Annotated in this window: 11 protein-coding genes; all 11 read right to left on the reverse strand. The window is 67.0% G+C overall.

What is annotated here, in order from left to right:
- Positions 1 to 73 precede the first annotated feature (73 nt).
- The 11 genes from J1N50_RS16185 to J1N50_RS16235 all read right to left on the reverse strand — a co-directional run bounded on the left by J1N50_RS16185 (position 74) and on the right by J1N50_RS16235 (position 17,354).
- Positions 74 to 931: an ATP-grasp domain-containing protein gene (locus tag J1N50_RS16185; RefSeq protein WP_215355605.1), complete on the reverse strand. Its 858-nt coding sequence runs from the start codon at positions 929 to 931 to the stop codon at positions 74 to 76.
- Positions 931 to 5,622, reverse strand: coding sequence for an NAD-glutamate dehydrogenase (locus J1N50_RS16190; RefSeq protein WP_215355608.1), 4,692 nt, complete (start codon positions 5,620 to 5,622; stop codon positions 931 to 933). Before J1N50_RS16190 ends, J1N50_RS16185 begins: the two co-directional genes overlap by 1 nt.
- Positions 5,623 to 5,864: 242 nt before the next feature.
- Positions 5,865 to 7,190, reverse strand: coding sequence for a PAS domain-containing protein (locus J1N50_RS16195; RefSeq protein WP_215355610.1), 1,326 nt, complete (start codon positions 7,188 to 7,190; stop codon positions 5,865 to 5,867).
- Positions 7,191 to 7,290: 100 nt separating this feature from the next.
- A complete protein-coding gene (locus J1N50_RS16200; RefSeq protein WP_215355612.1) occupies positions 7,291 to 7,671 on the reverse strand; it encodes an OsmC family protein in 381 nt (126 codons plus the stop codon).
- Positions 7,672 to 7,828: 157 nt separating this feature from the next.
- A complete protein-coding gene (locus J1N50_RS16205; RefSeq protein ID WP_215355614.1) occupies positions 7,829 to 9,106 on the reverse strand; it encodes a sugar MFS transporter in 1,278 nt (425 codons plus the stop codon).
- 85 nt (positions 9,107 to 9,191) lie between these two features.
- A complete protein-coding gene (locus tag J1N50_RS16210; protein WP_246553663.1) occupies positions 9,192 to 11,660 on the reverse strand; it encodes a glycoside hydrolase family 3 protein in 2,469 nt (822 codons plus the stop codon).
- 112 nt (positions 11,661 to 11,772) lie between these two features.
- Positions 11,773 to 12,963 (reverse strand): MFS transporter, encoded by a 1,191-nt coding sequence (locus J1N50_RS16215; protein ID WP_215355616.1) that lies wholly within the window; start codon positions 12,961 to 12,963, stop codon positions 11,773 to 11,775.
- Entirely contained in the window at positions 12,953 to 14,005 is a 1,053-nt protein-coding gene (locus J1N50_RS16220) for a LacI family DNA-binding transcriptional regulator (protein ID WP_215355713.1), read from the reverse strand. The genes J1N50_RS16215 and J1N50_RS16220 overlap by 11 nt, the downstream gene beginning before the upstream one ends.
- A gap of 112 nt (positions 14,006 to 14,117) precedes the next feature.
- The gene (locus J1N50_RS16225) at positions 14,118 to 15,617 is read right to left on the reverse strand and encodes a tryptophan halogenase family protein (RefSeq protein ID WP_215355618.1); all 1,500 of its coding nucleotides are present in this window, start codon (positions 15,615 to 15,617) and stop codon (positions 14,118 to 14,120) included.
- The gene (locus J1N50_RS16230; RefSeq protein WP_215355620.1) at positions 15,614 to 16,642 is read right to left on the reverse strand and encodes a cupin-like domain-containing protein; all 1,029 of its coding nucleotides are present in this window, start codon (positions 16,640 to 16,642) and stop codon (positions 15,614 to 15,616) included. Before J1N50_RS16230 ends, J1N50_RS16225 begins: the two co-directional genes overlap by 4 nt.
- Positions 16,635 to 17,354 carry a SapC family protein gene (locus tag J1N50_RS16235; protein WP_215355622.1) on the reverse strand — a complete coding sequence of 240 codons (720 nt, stop codon included), beginning with the start codon at positions 17,352 to 17,354 and terminating at the stop codon, positions 16,635 to 16,637. The genes J1N50_RS16230 and J1N50_RS16235 overlap by 8 nt, the downstream gene beginning before the upstream one ends.
- Positions 17,355 to 17,362 lie beyond the last annotated feature (8 nt).

Below are 17,362 nucleotides of genomic sequence, written 5' to 3' on the forward strand. Positions count from 1 at the left end.
CCGGAAAACACTGAATCAGAACTCAAGCCGCTTGGGAATCCTGTTTATGGGTATGTGACCTAGGGTCGGAACCCTAGATCGCGGCGTAGATCGCCTTGCCGAACGCCGCGCCCTTGTCGGGCGCGTGGTGCAGGAACAGCGAGGGTTCGATCAGCTCCAGTTCCATGATGTGGAGCTTGCCCGTCGCATCGCCGACCATGTCGACGCGCGCATAGACGGGCGGCGCGGGTGCGGCGGCGAGCGCAGCGGCGGCGAGCGCCTGCGCCTCCGCGCTTGCATGCCAGTCGCTCTCGCGCCCGCCGAACTGTTCCTGCACGCGAAAGTCGCCCGAGGCGGGGCGCTTGACGATCGCGTGGCTGAACTTGCCGTCGAAGAAGAAGAGCGAAAATTCGCCCTCGGTCAGGATGCCGGGCATCAGGGGCTGGACGAGCCGGCGCTGTCCGAGCGCGTCGGCGGGAACGGCCGCGCCCGCCGCGATGCGGTGGGTGCCGTCGGCGCCGCCCGAGATCGCGGGCTTGATCACGACCTCTTCGGCATCGAGCTCGGCGCGCGCGGCGGCGAGAACTGCCTCGCCGAGCGCGGCGACCTCGATCGTCGGCACCACCGTGACGCCTTTCGCGCCCAGTTCGGCGAGATAGGCCTTGTCGCTGTTCCAGCGCAGCACCGGTACCGGATTGACCACCGGCAGGGCTTCGGATTCCAATCGGTCGAGCAGCGCGTACCAGACCGCCACATCGCGCTGATAGCCCCACGCGAAGAGCGGCAGGATCAGGTAGTATCCCGACAGGTCGCCCGGATCGGTCCACACACGCTGTTCGACGATCAGTCCGGCCGCGGTCAGCGCCGCCGCCTTGCGCGCAAAGGCGGGCTGCCATTGCTCGTAATAATCCGGTGCCGGGACGAGGATCGCGACGCGGGGCTGGAACGGCATTACCGCCCCAGCAGCCCGCGCGCCTGTCCCGCGATGTGCGACAGCATCGCGCCGTTCGGATTCGGGATCATCCGCGCGCGATCGACGGTGGCCCGGAATTGCGCGACGCGCTGGCTATTGTCGGCGAGCCATTTGATCACCGCCGCGTCGAGGTCGCCCTTCGGCAACCCGGCAAGGAAGGTCAGGCGCATCTGCTGGAAATCGCGCGCGAGGCTGTTGACGAGCAGGCGTTCCCACGGATCGGCGGGGCTCATATGCGCCGCGAGCGTTTGCGCCCAGTCGAGACCAAGCGCTTCGCCGAGGTGGGTGAAGGCGTGCGTCACGGCCACCTCGTCGTCGCCGCGCCGTGCCGCGAGATCGACGATCCCGATGGCGCCGTCGGTCTTGAACAGCCGCACGACCGCCGAGGTCAATGTCTCCGGCGCGCCCGCGTCGAGCAATTGCTGCGCCAGCATGTCCCACTGGCGCCGCACCGATGGACTGAGCAGGCTGTCGACGCCGCTCATCAGGCGCTCGACGCCGGGTTCGAGCCGCGCAACGACCGGTCCCGGCTGTGCGAGCGTCGATGTCACGCGCAGCAGGTCGGCCATCTGCGAGGTCATCGCCGACGCCGCCTGGCTGAAGAGCGAGAGGCGGATGCTTTCGTCGATCTTTGCACTGTCGAGCGCCGACCAGATTTCGTCCATCCCGAGCAGCCGTTCGACCGCGACGAACGCCGCCGCGACGTCGCCGAGCGAACAGCCTTCCTCTTCGACGAGCTCGAAGGGATGGGCAATCCCCATGCGGTTGATCATCCGGTTCGCGAGCTTGGTCGCGATGATCTCGCGGCGCAGCTGGTGATCGGCGATCGCCTGCGGAAAATCCCTCTGCATTTCGGCCGGGAAGGCCGACGCCAGATCGCTGCCGAGCGCGGGATCGTCAGGCAATTCGCTATCCTCGATCGCATCCTGCAGCGCAAGCTTCGCGGTCGAGAGCAGCACCGCGAGCTCGGGCCGCGTGAAGCCGCGTCCTTCTGCCGAGCGGCGGAGCAGTTCGTCGTTCGCGGCGAGCCCTTCGACCTTGCGGTCGAGGCGGCCCGTCGCTTCGAAATTCTCCATGATCCGCACGAGCGATGGCACCGCCGCGGCGCCGCCCTTTTCGGCGATCGACAGCGCGAGCGCCTGCAAGCGGTTGTCCTCGAGCACCAGCGCCGACACATCGTCGGTCATCCGCACGAGCAGCGCGTCGCGCGCTTCCTGCGGCAGACGCCCTTCGGCCATCTCGCGGTTCAGCGCGATCTTGATGTTGACCTCGTTATCCGAGCAGTCGACGCCCGCGCTGTTGTCGATGAAGTCGGTGTTGATCCGCCCGCCCCTCGCCGAGAAGGCGATGCGTGCAGCCTGCGTGACACCGAGGTTCGCGCCCTCGCCCACCGCGCGAACACGCAGATCCTCGGCATCGACGCGGAGCGCATCGTTTGCAGGATCGCCGACCTCGGCATTGTTCTGGCTCGCCGCCTTCACATAGGTGCCGATGCCGCCGAACCAGAGGAGGTCGGCGGGCGCCTTCAGGATCGCGGAGATCAGCGCGCCCGGCTCGATCTCCGCCTGCGACAGGCCGAGCACCGCCTGCACCTCGGGGGTCAGCGGGATGCTCTTCTGGCTGCGCGGGAAAACACCGCCGCCCTTCGAGATCAGCTTTTTGTCATAATCTTCCCAGCTCGACCGCGGGAGATTGAACATGCGTTCGCGTTCCTTCCAGCTTTTCGCCGGATCGGGATCGGGGTCGAGGAAGATGTGGCGGTGGTCGAACGCCGCGACGAGCTGGATCGCCTTCGACAGCAGCATGCCGTTGCCGAACACGTCGCCCGACATGTCGCCGCAGCCGACGACGCGGATGCTGTCGGTCTGCACGTCGACGCCCAATTCGGCAAAGTGGCGCTGGACCGAAACCCACGCACCCTTCGCGGTGATCCCCATCGCCTTGTGGTCATAGCCTTTCGACCCCCCGCTCGCGAAGGCGTCGCCAAGCCAGAAGTCACGCTCCATCGCGAGCGCATTGGCGACGTCGGAGAAGGTCGCGGTGCCCTTGTCCGCGGCTACGACGAAATAGGGATCCTCGCCGTCGCGGACAACGACGCCCTTCGGATGCACGACCTTGCCGCCGACAAGGTTGTCGGTAATCGACAGGAGCGAGCGGATGAAGATGCGATAGCATTCGGTGCCTTCGGCGAACCACGCATCGCGGTCTTCGGCCGGGCTCGGCAAGGCCTTAGGATAGAAGCCGCCCTTCGCGCCGGTCGGCACGATCACCGCGTTCTTCACGCGCTGCGCTTTCATCAGCCCGAGAATCTCGGTGCGGAAGTCGTCGCGGCGATCGGACCAGCGCAGCCCGCCGCGCGCGACCGGTCCGGCGCGCAGGTGGATGCCCTCGACGCGCGGGCTGTAAACCCAGATTTCGCGCCACGGCAGCGGTTTGGGGAGGCCGGGAACAAGGGCGCTGTCGATCTTGAATGCCAGCGCCTCGGCCGCAGCGGGTGCGAAAGCGTTGGTACGCAGCGTCGCGCCGATCACGGCATGGAACAGGCGCAGGATGCGGTCGTCGTCGATCGACTGGATGTCGGCGAAACCCGCAACGATATCGGCTTCGAGCGCCTCGGCGCGCGCGGCGTCCTTCGCTTTCGGATCGTGAAGCGCCCGGAAGCGGTCGATCAGCGCCGACGTGAGCGCCGGCGCATGACGGAGCGCCGCAACGACGGTGTCCATGCCGTAGCTCGCGCCGCCCTGACGCAGATAACGGAACCAGGCGCGCAGCCACACGATCGCCTGCGGATCGGTCTGGCTGACCAGGACGAGCTGGTTGAACGCGTCATTCTCTGCCTTGCCGTCGAGCACCGCGGCGATCGCCGTTTCGATGACCTCGGCAAAGGGAATCAGCCCGAGTTCGTCGACCGACGACGGCAGGCGCAACGAGAAATCGTGGATGAAGGCCGACCGGCCATCGTCGCCTTCGCCTTGCGCGCGCGCGACCTCGGTCGGGATTTCCTCGAGCACTTCGAAGCCGAAATGTTCGAGCGCGGGCACGACATCCGATAGCGCGAGCGGTCCCGCGGCGCTGTACACCTTCAGCCGCAGCTCGTCGTCGCCGTCCAGAGTCTGACGGACGATCCGGACCCCGCGTGGGCGATCCGCGTCGAGATCGCGAAGCTGGAGGATGTCGAGCGCCGCCTCCTCGGGGCTGTAGCTGTTGCGATAGTTCGCGGGGAACAGCGGCGCAAAGCGCGCGGCGAGCGCCGCCGCGCGGCCCGCGTCGCCATGGCGCGCGAGCGCAGCCTCGACCTCGGGCAGCCAGCCGCGGACCATCTGTTCGAGCTGCGCGTTGAGCGCGTCGATATCGGGAACGACGCCCTCGCCGCGCAGGTCGAGCGTGAAGCGCATCAGCGCCGCGCCCCCGTCTTCCAGCACCATCGTCCAGTTGATCACGCCGGCCTTCGCCGCGCGCACCAGCATCGCCTCGACATCCTTGCGGCGGCCGGTCGATACCTCGTCGCGCGGCAACCAGACGAAAACGAACAGGTGACGGCCGAGCGCACTTCGCACCGCGACAATCTTTGGCCGCGGGCGATCGGTGATCGACATCGAGGTGAGCACCAGATCCTCGAGCGCGGCGCTATCGAAGGCGATCAGCAGGTCATGCGGCAACGCGGTCAGCGCATGCGCGAGCGCCTTGCCCGCGTGCCCCGCCGGATCGAAGCCGAATTTCGCCATCAGCGCGTCGAGCTGCGCGCGCAGCATCGGCACTTTCGCCGGCGGGGTCGACAGCGCGGCGCTGGTCCACAGGCCCGCATGGATCGACAGGCGCTCGACCTTCTTGCCCTTGAATTCCGGGACGATGACGAGGTCGAGCAACACGCGGCGGTGAACCGACGACAGGCGGTTCGACTTGATCAGCAGCGGCGAGGGATGACCCTTGTCGAAATAGTCGAAGGCGGCGTCGAGTGCGGTCTGCGACAACAGTTGCTCGGTGCGCGAGGTCGAAATACCGAGCGCGTCCTGAACCGCTCCATCGCGGGTCCGCCACTCGTGACCAAGCTGTGTCAGGGCGCCGCCCTCGAACCAGCGCAGCAGTTCGGCGGCTTCGCCGTCGGCGCGCATCGCGGCGTCGGCAAGCATCGCGGCGCGCATCGCTTTCCAGTCGGTCACCGCGGCGCGCACGTCGGCGAGCGCGGCTTCGAGCGCATCGAGCAAGCGGCGGCGCGCGCGCGCATCGCCGCGTTCGAGTTCCATATAGATGACCGATTCCCGATCATCGCCCGTCCCCACGCCGGTCAGCTTGCCCTTCGCATCGCGGTCGACCGAGACGACGGGGTGAAGGATGCGGTGGATCGCAAGGCCTTGCGCGCCGACGATCTGCGAGGTCGAATCGACCAGGAAAGGCATGTCGTCGTTGACGACGACAAGGCGCATCCGCCGGTCGGTGCCGTCGGCGACCAAAGGCTCGAGCAGCAGCGAGGGCTTGCCTTCGCTCCGTTCCAGCGCCGCTCGCCCCGCAAATTCGCCCGCCGCCGCCAGCGCCCTGGTATCGAGGTCTTCGCCCTCGCCGGGAAGCGCACTCCCGTGCAGCGCGGCGGCGAAAGCCTTGGAAAATTTTGCCGGCACTTGCAGGGCCGGCGAGGCTTCGGCTTCGGCGGCGTGGGACAGGGTGGAAGTCATAGGGGGCAGCATCCCGAACCAAGAAAGGCGGGCCTCTGCGGGGGATTCGGCCAGCCCGTTTGCAGGGCTCTCCTATGCGCCTGTGGCGCGCGCGGCTCAAGACCCCGCGCAGCATTCACGTAAAATAATTTCAATTTTCAGTTTGACTATTACGCAGGGTCGCGGCGACGGGCCGGAGGCGACCGGCCCTCGCAGGAAGAACGCGCGCGCCGCACGCCCCATTCGACCTCACAGCACAATCTTTACGGCGTAATGGCAATCGCCTTTTTGGCCAGCTTGGCGATCAGCGCCGGATCGTCGGCCGCCTTGGCGACGATGCCGATATGTCCGCCGGGCATCGCGCGCGCGATCAGCACGACGAATTCGGCCTCGCCCGCATCATGTTCGAGAATCAGGGCGGGATGCGCATGGCGCAGCGCCTCGACCGCCTCCTCGCCCTTGCCGACGCCCTCGCCATCGGGTTTGCGACGTGCGCGCGCGTCCTTGACCAGTCCCTTGAGGCCGCCCGGATAGCGGTCGAGATAGGCGGCGAGTTCGCCGCGCGCCACGCCCTCTTGCCTCGCATGGCTCAGAACGCAGGCATATTCGGCAAGCCGCGTCTTGTCGTAATTCGCCCCGAACACGAGCTTGACGACGGGGGTCATCGGCGCGCGGTCCTGCGCCTGCAGCCCGGCGTCCTCCAGCATTTCGGCAAAGGCTTCGGGCTGGGCCTCGGCCGCGAGCGCGAAGTCCCACGCCTTGCCCACCGCCTGATAGAGCGCGGAGCGGCTGCGGCTGTCGGCGGCGATCGCACGCTCGGCCGTCTCGCGCGCCAGCGCCAGCCAGTCGGCGAGTTCGGCGTCGGTGCCCGGATCGGCCGAGACGGGCATGTCTTCGTCGGCGGTCTCGGTCAGCAGCATTTCGTCCTCGTCGCCAAGCGCCGCGAAGCCGGGCGCCGCGCCATCGTCGATATGCTCGGAATCGGGACCATCGGCCCATACCGGAACCGGCGCGGTCAGCGGCGCGGCGGTGCGCAGCGCCTGCTCGACCGAAAGCTGCAGTTCGGCCTCCTGCTCGGCGGGAACGCCTTCCTTCCAGTTGATCACGCCCATGATGAAATCGATCGTGTCGTCGTCGGACGAGAAGGGCAGCAGGATGCCGCGATACATGATCGTCACCCCGCGATCGTTGACGAATTCGGCCTCGAAGCCGATCGGCGCACGGTTGGCGATGATCTGCAGATAATGGTCGGTCAGCCGCGACAGCAGCGAGCGGCCGGGGATCTGGTTGATATAGTGGACGTCCTCGCCGATCTCCGACTCCTCGCGCAGTTTTTCGCCAAGGAAGGAAATGCCCGGATTCTCGATGCCGGTGGTGAAGTCGAGCAACACCGCGTGCGGCCCGAAATCGGCGCCCTCGAGGTCGACATCCTCGACCGACGGATAGGCGCGGTCGGCCAGCAGCGAAGCCCAGTAATTATAGGCCCTGACCTGCATCCGCCGTTCGTCGACCCCGACCACCGGCGGCGCGTCGATCGCGCCATCGTCCTGGTCGTGGCTGCCCGAAAGCAGTCCGCGCAAGCTGTCCATCACATGTCCCCAGTCGCAAACATCGCCCGATGTCATGCAACAAGAGTGGTAAAGGCCGCGTAAACGATGCCTTGCGGACCGCCCGCCGCGCTAGGGCCGGTCAGGCGAGGCGGGTCTCGATCGGCAGGCCGTTCTTGAGCGTCAGCGTCACCGGCGTGCGCTCGGCAATGTCGGCCATCCGCGCGCGCTGCTCGTCGTCGAGACCGACGATGGTCAGCGTGCGATCGATCTTCTTCTCCTCGATCCCGTGCAGCCGCAGCCCGACCTCGAGCGACTCCATCGGCCAGCCCTTGCGGTCGGCATACATGCGCAGCGTGATCGCGGTGCAGGCGCCAAGGCTGGCGAGCAGCAGATCATATGGCGCGAACCCCGCGCCCTGCCCGCCGAGAGCGGGCGGCTCGTCGGCGACGATGTCGCGGCCGCCGACGCTGATCTGGGTCCGATATTTGTCCTTGCCGATACGGGCGGTGCCTTGAGCCATGGCGTGTCTCCTTCGTGCGCGCCGGCCCTGATAGCAAAGCGCGGCACGGAAAGGAGGTTAATCTGCGCCCCGCCGCGGCATGGTCGAGCCGACGGAAACGGATCGCCGCGCCCCGAAACCCGCCCCCCTTGCGGGCGGGCGGGTCCCCCTTTTCGGGTCAGGCGAAGTGATCGACCGGGTCGGGCGCCGGCCGGCGGGCGTAGACGCCGAAGGCAGCAATAACCGCATAGCAGGCGGCCGGCAGCAACAGCGCGAGGCCGAGGTGCCCCGTAAGGTCGGCCAGCGCACCGGTAGCGAGCGGAACGACCGCGCCGCCGAAGATCGCGACATTGATGATCCCCGACCCGTCGGCCGCGCGCGGTCCGAGCTTTTCGGACGCGAGGCTGAAGATCGTCGGGAACATGATCGAGTTCATCAGGCCGATGGCAAGCAGGCTGTAGCCCGACACGCTTCCCGTCGTGCCGATCGAGACCAGGATCAGCGTGATCGCTCCAACCGCGACGCACGCAAGCAGCCTGCCGGGGCTGATGACGCGCATGGCCGCCGAACCGATGAAGCGGCCGATCATTGCGCCACCCCAATAAAGGCCGATCAACTTGCCAGCCGCCTGTTCCTGCAGCCCCATCACGCCCGGCTGCATGAGATAGCTGACGATCAGCGAGCCGATCGACACTTCGGCGCCGACATAAAGAAAGATGCAGAGCGCCCCGAAACCGAAGCGCGGGCGCCCCAGCAGGTCGAAGCCGGCCAGCCCGGCGCTCGCCTCATGCCTCTCGCCCTGCAGGCGGTTGCGGAACAGCCATACCGCGCCCGCCACCACCGCCAGCGCGACCGCGATGCCAAGATAGCCATGAACGATCGCCTGGCTCTCGGCCGTGCGATAGGCATCGAGTTCGGCGCCCGACAGCTGGTCGGCGCTCACTTTTGCCAGGCTGCCCAGGATCAGCGCCGACCCCGCGATCGGGAAGATCGTCGTGCCGAGCGAATTGAATGCCTGCGCAAAGGTCAGGCGGCTGTGCGCCGTCTCGGGCTTGCCGAGCATCGAAATGAGCGGATTGGCCACGACCTGCACAACGACCACACCGCTTGCCAAGACGAAGAGCGCGAGCAGGAACAGGCCGTAGGTCGCGGTCTGCGACGCCGGGATGAAGAGCAGGCAGCCGATCATCATCGTCAAAAGGCCTGCGACCGCTCCACGCATATATCCGATCTTCTTGACCAGCTTCGCACCGGGAATCCCGATCAGAAGATAGGCGGTGAAGAAACAGAACTGCACGAGCATCGCCTGCGTGTAGTTCAGCGTGAACAGTTCCTTCAGCTTCGGAATGATCACATCGTTGAGCGAGGTGATGCCGCCGAAGATGAAGAACAGCCCCATGACGAACAGACGCAGCTCGGGGGCATCGACATGCTGCCCGGCGCCCCCGCGGGCCATGGAATCATTATTGGTCAGATCTGGCGTGACGGCCACGATATCTCTCCCCGGAGAAGCTGCTCCGCCAACCCGTGCGCGGGTTTGGCTATTTCACGGTCGGCGGGCAAGCAAGATTTTCGCCTACCGCCTCGATCCGCGCCGACAGCAACGTCAGCGCGAGTCCCTTGTCGCCGTGCACCGTCGTCGCGTAGCCGACCTTGGTGAGGTCGGCACCCGCGTCGGCGAAGCAGCGCAGCGGAATCTTGATCGTCGAAACCTGCCCGGCCGGCGCGGCCATGACCCAGCCGCTGACGTCGAAGGGCTTGCCGCCAAGTTCGACTTGGGTCGGGCCGCTGCCGACGGCATCGATCCGCCAGTCGATGCGCAACGCGAAGCTGTTGTTCAGCTGGCGCGACATGTCGGCATTGGGGCCGGTCAGATGGAACGACGCCGGCCCGCTCCACACGAAGCTCTTGCCGTCCTCCTGCGCCGCGACATCGACCGAACGCGTCTTGAGCAGGCCATAGCTGCTCTCGACCGGCGCCGATTCGACCTGCCGCGACCCGCCCGCGTCGGTGACCGACAACAGCCACGGCGCGCGCGCACGGCCGCCCGAAAAGAAATTCTCGACGTTGAGAATTCCCTTGAGGTCGAGGCCGAGCTTTTCGGAAAGCGGCGGAACCTTCGTCTTGTCGCCATAGGCGAGGCCGTAGCCGACCGGGAACTGCGCCTTCTCGACCGGCGAGCGCGCGTCCGAGGGCCAGGGGAAGGGCAGCTTGCCGGTGAAGCCGCGCGCCGTCTTGCCGTCCTTGCCCGCAACCAGCACGTCGGCGACCCCGGCGCCCTGCGACCCCGGCAGCCACGCCGCGACGAAGGCGTCGGCGGCGTTGATCTCGGGGTTGGTAAACATCGGGCGCCCCGACAGGAAGACCGCGACGACCGGAATGCCCGCCGCCTTCAGCTTCTTGAGCGTCGCGAGGTCTTTCGCCTCGGCCGGCTGGTAGTCGAGCGTCGGGACGTCGCCCTGAAATTCGGCATAGGGTTGCTCGCCGAACACCACGACCGCGACGTCGGGCTTCTCCTTGTAAAAGCCGTCGTCGGACAGCGTCGCGATGCCGCCTGCTTCGCGCACCGCCTTGTCCATTCCCTCCCAGATCGTCTGACCGTTCGGGAAATCGGCGTGAGTCACATCGGTGCCCTGCCAGCTGATCGTCCAGCCGCCCGACTGGATCGCCATGCTGTTCGCGCCGGGACCGGTGACGAGTACGCGCGCGCCTGCCTTGATCGGCAGAACGCTGCCGTTGTTCTTGAGGAGGACGAGCGACTTCGCCACCGCTTCGCGCGCGACGGCAAGATGGTCGGGGGCGCCGACGGCGGCAAAATTGCCGCGATCGACATGCTCGACGTCGAACAGGCCGAGCTTGTATTTGACGCGCAGGATGCGGCGCACCGCGTCGTCGAGACGCGCGGCAGATATCGTTCCGTCTTTCGCCTGACGAACGGTGGTTTCGTAAAGACCCTTCCAGCTGTCGGGCGCCATGAACATGTCGAGCCCGGCGTTGATCGACTGCGGACAGTCGGTGACGGTGCAGCCCGCGACCTGTCCGTGGCCGTTCCAGTCGCCGACGACGAAGCCCTCGAAGCCCATCTTGCCCTTGAGCGCGTCGGTGAGCAGCCCCTTGTTGCCGTGGTTCTTCACCCCGTTCCAGCTCGAAAAGCTGGCCATCACGGTCAGCGCACCGGCGTCGATCGCGGCGGGATAGCCCTGGGCATGCCTGGCGACCAGTTCGGCCTCGCCGATCTTCGCATCGCCCTGGTCCTTGCCCTCGAAAGTGCCGCCGTCGGCAAGGAAATGCTTCGCGGTCGCGGCGACGTGGGTCGCATCGACCGAGCGGCCTGCGACGAGCACCCCCTGCAGGCCGATGACCATCGCCTTCGCATAGGCGGCGACGAGCGCCGGATCCGACGAATAGCCTTCGTAGCTGCGGCCCCAGCGCAGATCCTGCGGAACCGCGAGCGTCGGGGCGAAGGTCCATTCGATCCCGCTACCCGCAATCTCGGCCGCGGTGACCGCACCGATCCGTTGGATCAGCTCGGGATCGCGCGCCGCGCCGAGCCCGATATTGTGCGGGAACAGCGTCGCGCCCGGAATATTGTTATGGCCATGGACCGCATCGACGCCGAAGATGATCGGAATCGCGACGCCGTTCGCCTGCGGGCGCTGCGACACGGCGCGAAATTCGCCGACCAGCCTCGCCCAATCGGCAGCGCTCGACCGTTCGTTGCCGTTCGGGCCGCTGTTGCCGCCGGCAAGGATCGATCCGAGCGGATAGGTTTCGAGATCCTTCGGCGTGATCGTGCTGATGTCGGCCTGGACGATCTGGCCGACCTTCTGCTCGACCGTCATTTTCGCCAGCATCGCATCGATGCGCGCCTCGGTCGCCGGGTCGGTGATCGCGGCGGGACTCTTCGCGGCGGGCCAGAGATCGGGGTGGACGGCAGCAGACGCCGCCTCGTCCGGGGCCTGCGCAATTGCGGTCGCGGCGGTTCCTGCCAGCAGCAGCGCGGTCGCCATCGCTATCGCCTGTCGACGCATCTTCACTCCCATCCCATTTTTATGTGAACGTTATCAATCCATCTGTCGCACACGCCCCTCACGAAATCAAGGGGCCACGACGGAATTGCGATCAGGCGCGGCGCGGCAAGGTTGCGAGCAGCAGCACCGCGCACCCTGCGAGCCCCGCAAGCAACAGGAAAAGCGTACCGAATCCGAAGCTGGGGACGAGCGAGATCGTCAACCAGGGCATGATCAGCGACGGGATGGTGTTGGTGAGGTTGAAGAAGCCAAGATCGCGCCCGCGCCGTTCGGGACGCGGCAGGACGCGGAGCATCTGCCCAGAATGGAGCGACAGGAAAGCGGTGGTCGCGATCCCGAAGCCCAGATAGGCGGCCTTTGCCGATGCCGCGTCGCCCGCGACCGCCATGCCGAAGAGGCCGACCGAGGACAGGGCGGCGGCAAGGATGAGGGGCGCGAACGGCCGGTTGTTGCGGTCTGCCCAGCGTCCGGCGAGCAGCGCGACAGGGACCGCGATCGTCAGCGCGAGACTGAAGATGCCGGCCTTTTCATTATCTCCCATCGCGGGATCGATCGAGCGGAACCAGAAATAGAGATAGGCGAAGAGAGCGGCCTCGGCGATCTGGACGAGCAACCGGGCGAGCCACATGCGCACCGCGGGCTGGACCGGCCGTCGAGCCACTTCGCCGTCCGCCTCGCGTCGCATCAGTTCGGGAAAGGGCTGCGGACGCCCGGCCAGCAGCGCGGGCAGGATCGCAAGCGCCATCAGCGCGGCGATGAGAACGAGCCGCTGCTCGAGCGACGCGACCGCCGGCAGCGTCACCAGCGCTCCCGACCAGGCGCCGAGTGCGGGCGAGAAGGCAAGCAGCCCGCCGAGCAGGCCTTTCTGCCCGTCGGGCACGAGGTCGCCGCCCCACGCCGCAAGCGGGCCGAGCATCATGTTGAGCGCCAATTGCCACGCAACGATGATCGCGACCAGCGCCGTAACATCCTTCGCCAGCGGCACCGCGAGCAGCAGCAGGATGGCGAGCAGCAATCCCGCCGCGATCCAGCCGCGCCGGCCGCCCGTCCGGTCGCTGAGCCAGCCGAAGACGATGCCGCCGACGCTCGCCGCGACCGCGCCGAGGAAGGTCGAATAGCCGAGCCATTCGACATCGGCGGCGCCCGCGAGCTCGGCCATGCGCGCGGGCAGCAGCAGGGTCAGGAAGGGAACATAGGCGATCGCGCCGCCCGCCGAAGCGAGCGCATAGAGCAGCAGGAAGCGGGTCGACTGGCGCCGCGACGCCGCTTCGTCAGCCGCCATGCGGAGCCGTCGATCCGCGTTCGACCAGGCTGCCGCTGACCACCGTCGGACCATCGGGCTGCTTCTCGCCGCGCTGCGCGGCGATGATCAGTTCGACCGCGCGCGCGACCGTCGCCGCCACCGGCTGGTCGACTGCGGTCAGCGGCGGTTGGCTGAAATGGACGATCGGCGTGTTGTCGAAGCTGACGATCGACAGGTCGCGCGGCACGTCGAGCCCCAGTTCGCGCGCGACCTCGAGCGTCGCGAGCGACATCTGGTCGTTGCTGGCGATGATCGCGCTCGGCGGGTTCGGTCCGGCAAGCAGCGCGCGTGCGCCCGCCTCGCCCGAGGCATAGCTGAAATCGCCCTCGGCGAGCAGGCCGTCCACAGGCAGCCCGGCCGCCGCCATCTCGCCCCTCCAGCCGTCGATGCGCCAGTGGCTGAGGTCATATTCGACCGAGCCCGAGATGAAGCCGATGCGCCGGTGACCGAGGTCGATCAGGTGGCGCGTCGCGCGCGCCGCCGACCCCTCGTCGTCCATCGTCAGCGCGATCCCCGCCTCACCGCCGTGCGAGCCGATGCGCGCGAAGGGGATGCGCTGGTGATGAAGCAGGTTCACGATCAGCGGATTGTCCGAATGCGGCGGAGTCAGGATCACGCCATCGGGCTGCAGCGCGGCGATCGTCGCGCGCAGTTCGCGCTCGACATGGTCGCTGTGCGTGTCGACCAGCTCGAAGATCATGCGATAGCCATATTCGGCGCATTTCAGCATCCCGCCGAACAGCATCTGGTCGACCCAGTCGGTACCCTGCCGCGCCTTCCAGTCGGCGATCGTGCGCTCGCGGTCGTTGATTGCCAGGATCAGGTAGGATCGCGATCCGCTCATCCGCTGCGCGGCGATCGACGGGACATAGCCCAGCTTGTCGATCGACGCCTGCACCCGCTCCTTCATCTCCGCGCGAACATTGGGTTCGTTGTTGATGACACGGCTTACCGTCTGCAGCGACACGCCCGCGTCGGCCGCCACATGTTTGATCGTCACCGACTGCCGCCGCCGCCCCATCAGTCCTGCTGGCCCCTCGCTTCGCTGCATCGCAAACCGCTAGCGCTCCCGTCGGCGCATTGCCAGACGCGAACCCGATCAATTTCCATCTTTTTCATCGCGGGGAACCCGATCACGCCGCCTGCGGCTCCTCGGCGCCGCAATAGCGCGCGACATAGAGGTGATGCTCGGGCAGCGTCGCGGCGGTGCGCGCGACATTTTCGCGCAGGCCCGCCATGAATTTCTCGAGCTCGTCGTCGCCGAACTTCTCGGCGATCGGGTGCCAGCTTTGGGGGTCGACCCCCTGCCCCATCATCACCTGCACCCAGCTGTTCTCGGCGAACAATTCCTCATTCTTGCGAAAGGTGCGGCCGGTTTCGCGGAACAGCTCGATCTTCTGTTGCAGGCTGTCGGGGACTGGCATCGCTGCGACGTGGCGCCAGAAGGGGCTGTCGCGGCGCTCGGTCGCCTTGTAATGCAGGATCACGAAGTCGCGGATCTGTTCGATATCCTGGCGCTGCTGCTCGTTGAACTCGATCGCGTCGCGCTCGCTCACGCGCCCGTTCGGCATCAGGCGGATGAAGCGCAGCACCGCGCGCTGGATGAGGTGGACCGTGGTCGCCTCGAGCGGCTCGACGAAGCCGCCCGCCAGCCCGACCGCGACGCAGTTGCGATACCATTGCTTGCGCCGCACCCCACCCTTGAACTTGATGTCGAAGGGTTCGATCCGCGGCGTCCCGACGCTCGACATCAGGCGGTTGAGCGCCTCGTCGCGCGACAGATAGCCGCTCGAATAGACGATCCCCGCGCCCATCCGGTGCTGGAGCGGAATGCGCCATTGCCAGCCGGCATCGTGCGCGATCGCCTGCGTATAGGGCATCGGCGGGCCGAGATGGTCCGACTGCACCGCGATCGCGCTGTCGTTGGGCAGCCAGTGCGACCAGTCCTCGAACCCCGCATGCAGCGCGCCGTCGATCAGTAGCCCGCGAAAGCCGGTGCAGTCGACGAACATGTCGCCCTCGATCCGGCGGTCGCCGTCCAGCAGCAGCGCGGCGATATTGCCGGTCTCGCCGTCGAGTTCGACCTTCTCGATCCTGCCCTCGACGCGCTTCGCGCCATCGGCCTCGGCGAGCTTGCGCAGGTAGCGGCCATAGAGCGTTGCATCGACGTGATAAGCGTAATTCATCCGGTCTTCGGGCAGATGCGCGAACTTGCCCTGCAGCCCGGCGACGAGCTCGAGACAATAGTCGTCGTAGCTGTGCGGACAGCCCTTCGCGCGCGCCGCGAGCCAGAAATGCTGGAAACCTGCCGACCAATGGTCCTTCCCGCTGAGGCCGAAGCTGTGGAAATAGCTGTGTCCGTCATATTTCCAATTGTCGAACAGGATGCCGAGCTTGAAGGTCGCCTGCGCCGCGCGCATGAATTCGGGCTCGGCTATGCCGAGGATGCGATTGAAATTGACCAGCGGCGGGATGGTCGATTCGCCGACGCCGATCGTGCCGATCTGTTCGGACTCGACCAGCGTCAGGTCGACGGTGTGCCCCAGCGTGCGCGCGATCGCCGCCGCCATCATCCAGCCCGATGTTCCCCCGCCCGCGATCACGACGCGGCGGAGCGGCTTGGTATCGTTCATCGGCTGAGTGTCCTTAACAAGAAAGCGCGCAGCCGGCCCGCCGTCTCGGGGGTGAGCGGGGCGAGAATGCTGCGCGCGGATTCGGGAATATGGTCGGTCACGCCGCCATCATTTTCGAAGACATAATGGTCGAACAGGTCGCGCCAGATCGCCTTGTCCTCGGGCGGCAGATCGCGGATCGCGAGGATCGCGTGGTTGAGCGCCTCCTGCGGCTGGCCGAGCCAGGCCGGTGTGCGCCGCCACCAGTAATTGACGAGGATGTTGAAGTCGGCGAGCCCCTCGACATGGTGCCACCACATCGACGGGATGAAGATCGCATCGCCCGGCTCGAGCTCGACCGTCAGCGCGTGCGCCATCGCGAGGGCGAAGCGCGGATGGGCGGCGAGATCGGGGGTCGCGAAATCGACCATGCTGACCACGCGGCCCGCGGGGGTATGGTCGATCGGCCCGAGATAGAGGTTGCGGAACTGGTCGGGCGGGAAGAGCGTGAAGCGCCGTCGTCCCGCCGCGCAGCAGGCGAGATTGTCGGGGAAGTCATTGTGCGCGGCGATCCGCGTGCGCGTCCCGATCCAGATGCTCTTCAGCGGATCGCGCGCGCCGAGATCGAGCGGATTGGCCTCGTCGAGCCCGTCGAAATGCGTCGGGATGTCGATCGAGGCGAGATAGACGGTCCGAATGTCGCCAAGCTGTTCGCCCTTGTCGATTCCGGCGAAGATGTCGGCGAGCTTGCCCGTCCCGGACCGGAAATTCATCGCCATATCGTGGTCGTAGAACAGCCGCCCGTCGTGTCCGGGCGGCCCGATCGACACCATGAACGGACGGTCGCGCGCATGGTCGACCAGATAGCCGCGCACGTCGCGCGCCGAACGTCTCGCCGCCGCGACGAGCGGCCAGTCGGCGACGAGTCCGCGCAGCACGAAGGGTTCGCGCGCATCGTCGAGCAGCGAATCGAGCCCGGCGCCGCGCCATTCGCGCTCGGGTACGCGGGCTAGGCGGTCGTAGATCGGGCCGTCGCGGTCAGCCATGGCGCCGCCTGCGGTTCTTGCGGTCGACGAGCGGACGAATCTGCGACAGCGAGGCGAGCGCCATGAAGATCGGCATCAAATGGCCGTCTTCGTGGAGCTTGCCGACCGCCGCTGCGTCGAGCGCGCGCAGCTTCGGCTCGTTGATGATGTGAAAGCCGACGAGCGAATTGACCGACCCGTCGTCGAGCGTCACCTCGAGCGTGAAGGGTTCGAGCAGCTCATGCGCGGCGAGCGCGTCGAAGAAAGCGGCGCTCTGGCGATAGCCGAGGTCGAGGTCGCCGAGCTTGCCCGCGATCTCCTCCAGATACGGCGTCGCGAGCCCCGCCGTGTCGAACAGCCGCACCCCCTCGTCGCCCGACGCGATGCGCGGGTGGGCAAGGTCGACATGCACCTGCGCGGGGCCGTCGCCGCCCGCGGGCCGGCCGACGAGGAAGGGCTGGATCGCGAGCGACAGCGGCCGGTATCCGGCATCCCAGCGCGCGCCGTCGAGGAACAGATTCTCGCCCGATTCGAAACCGAGCAGCGCGACCGCGAAAAACTGGTCCTGTCCGGCCTCGCGGCGGAACAGAATCGGGAAATGGCCCTGAATGTTGCGGAATTCGGACGGCACGGTCAGCGTCGCCATCACCCCGTCGCCAAGGTCGGCCCCTGCATCGACACGCACTCGCAGATCCTGGTGGACAGTCTGGTCGAGGATGGCGTGGTTGGTCATGCGGGTCT

It is taken from the genome of Sphingopyxis soli, from assembly GCF_018682675.1.
Taxonomy (GTDB): Bacteria; Pseudomonadota; Alphaproteobacteria; order Sphingomonadales; family Sphingomonadaceae; genus Sphingopyxis; species Sphingopyxis soli.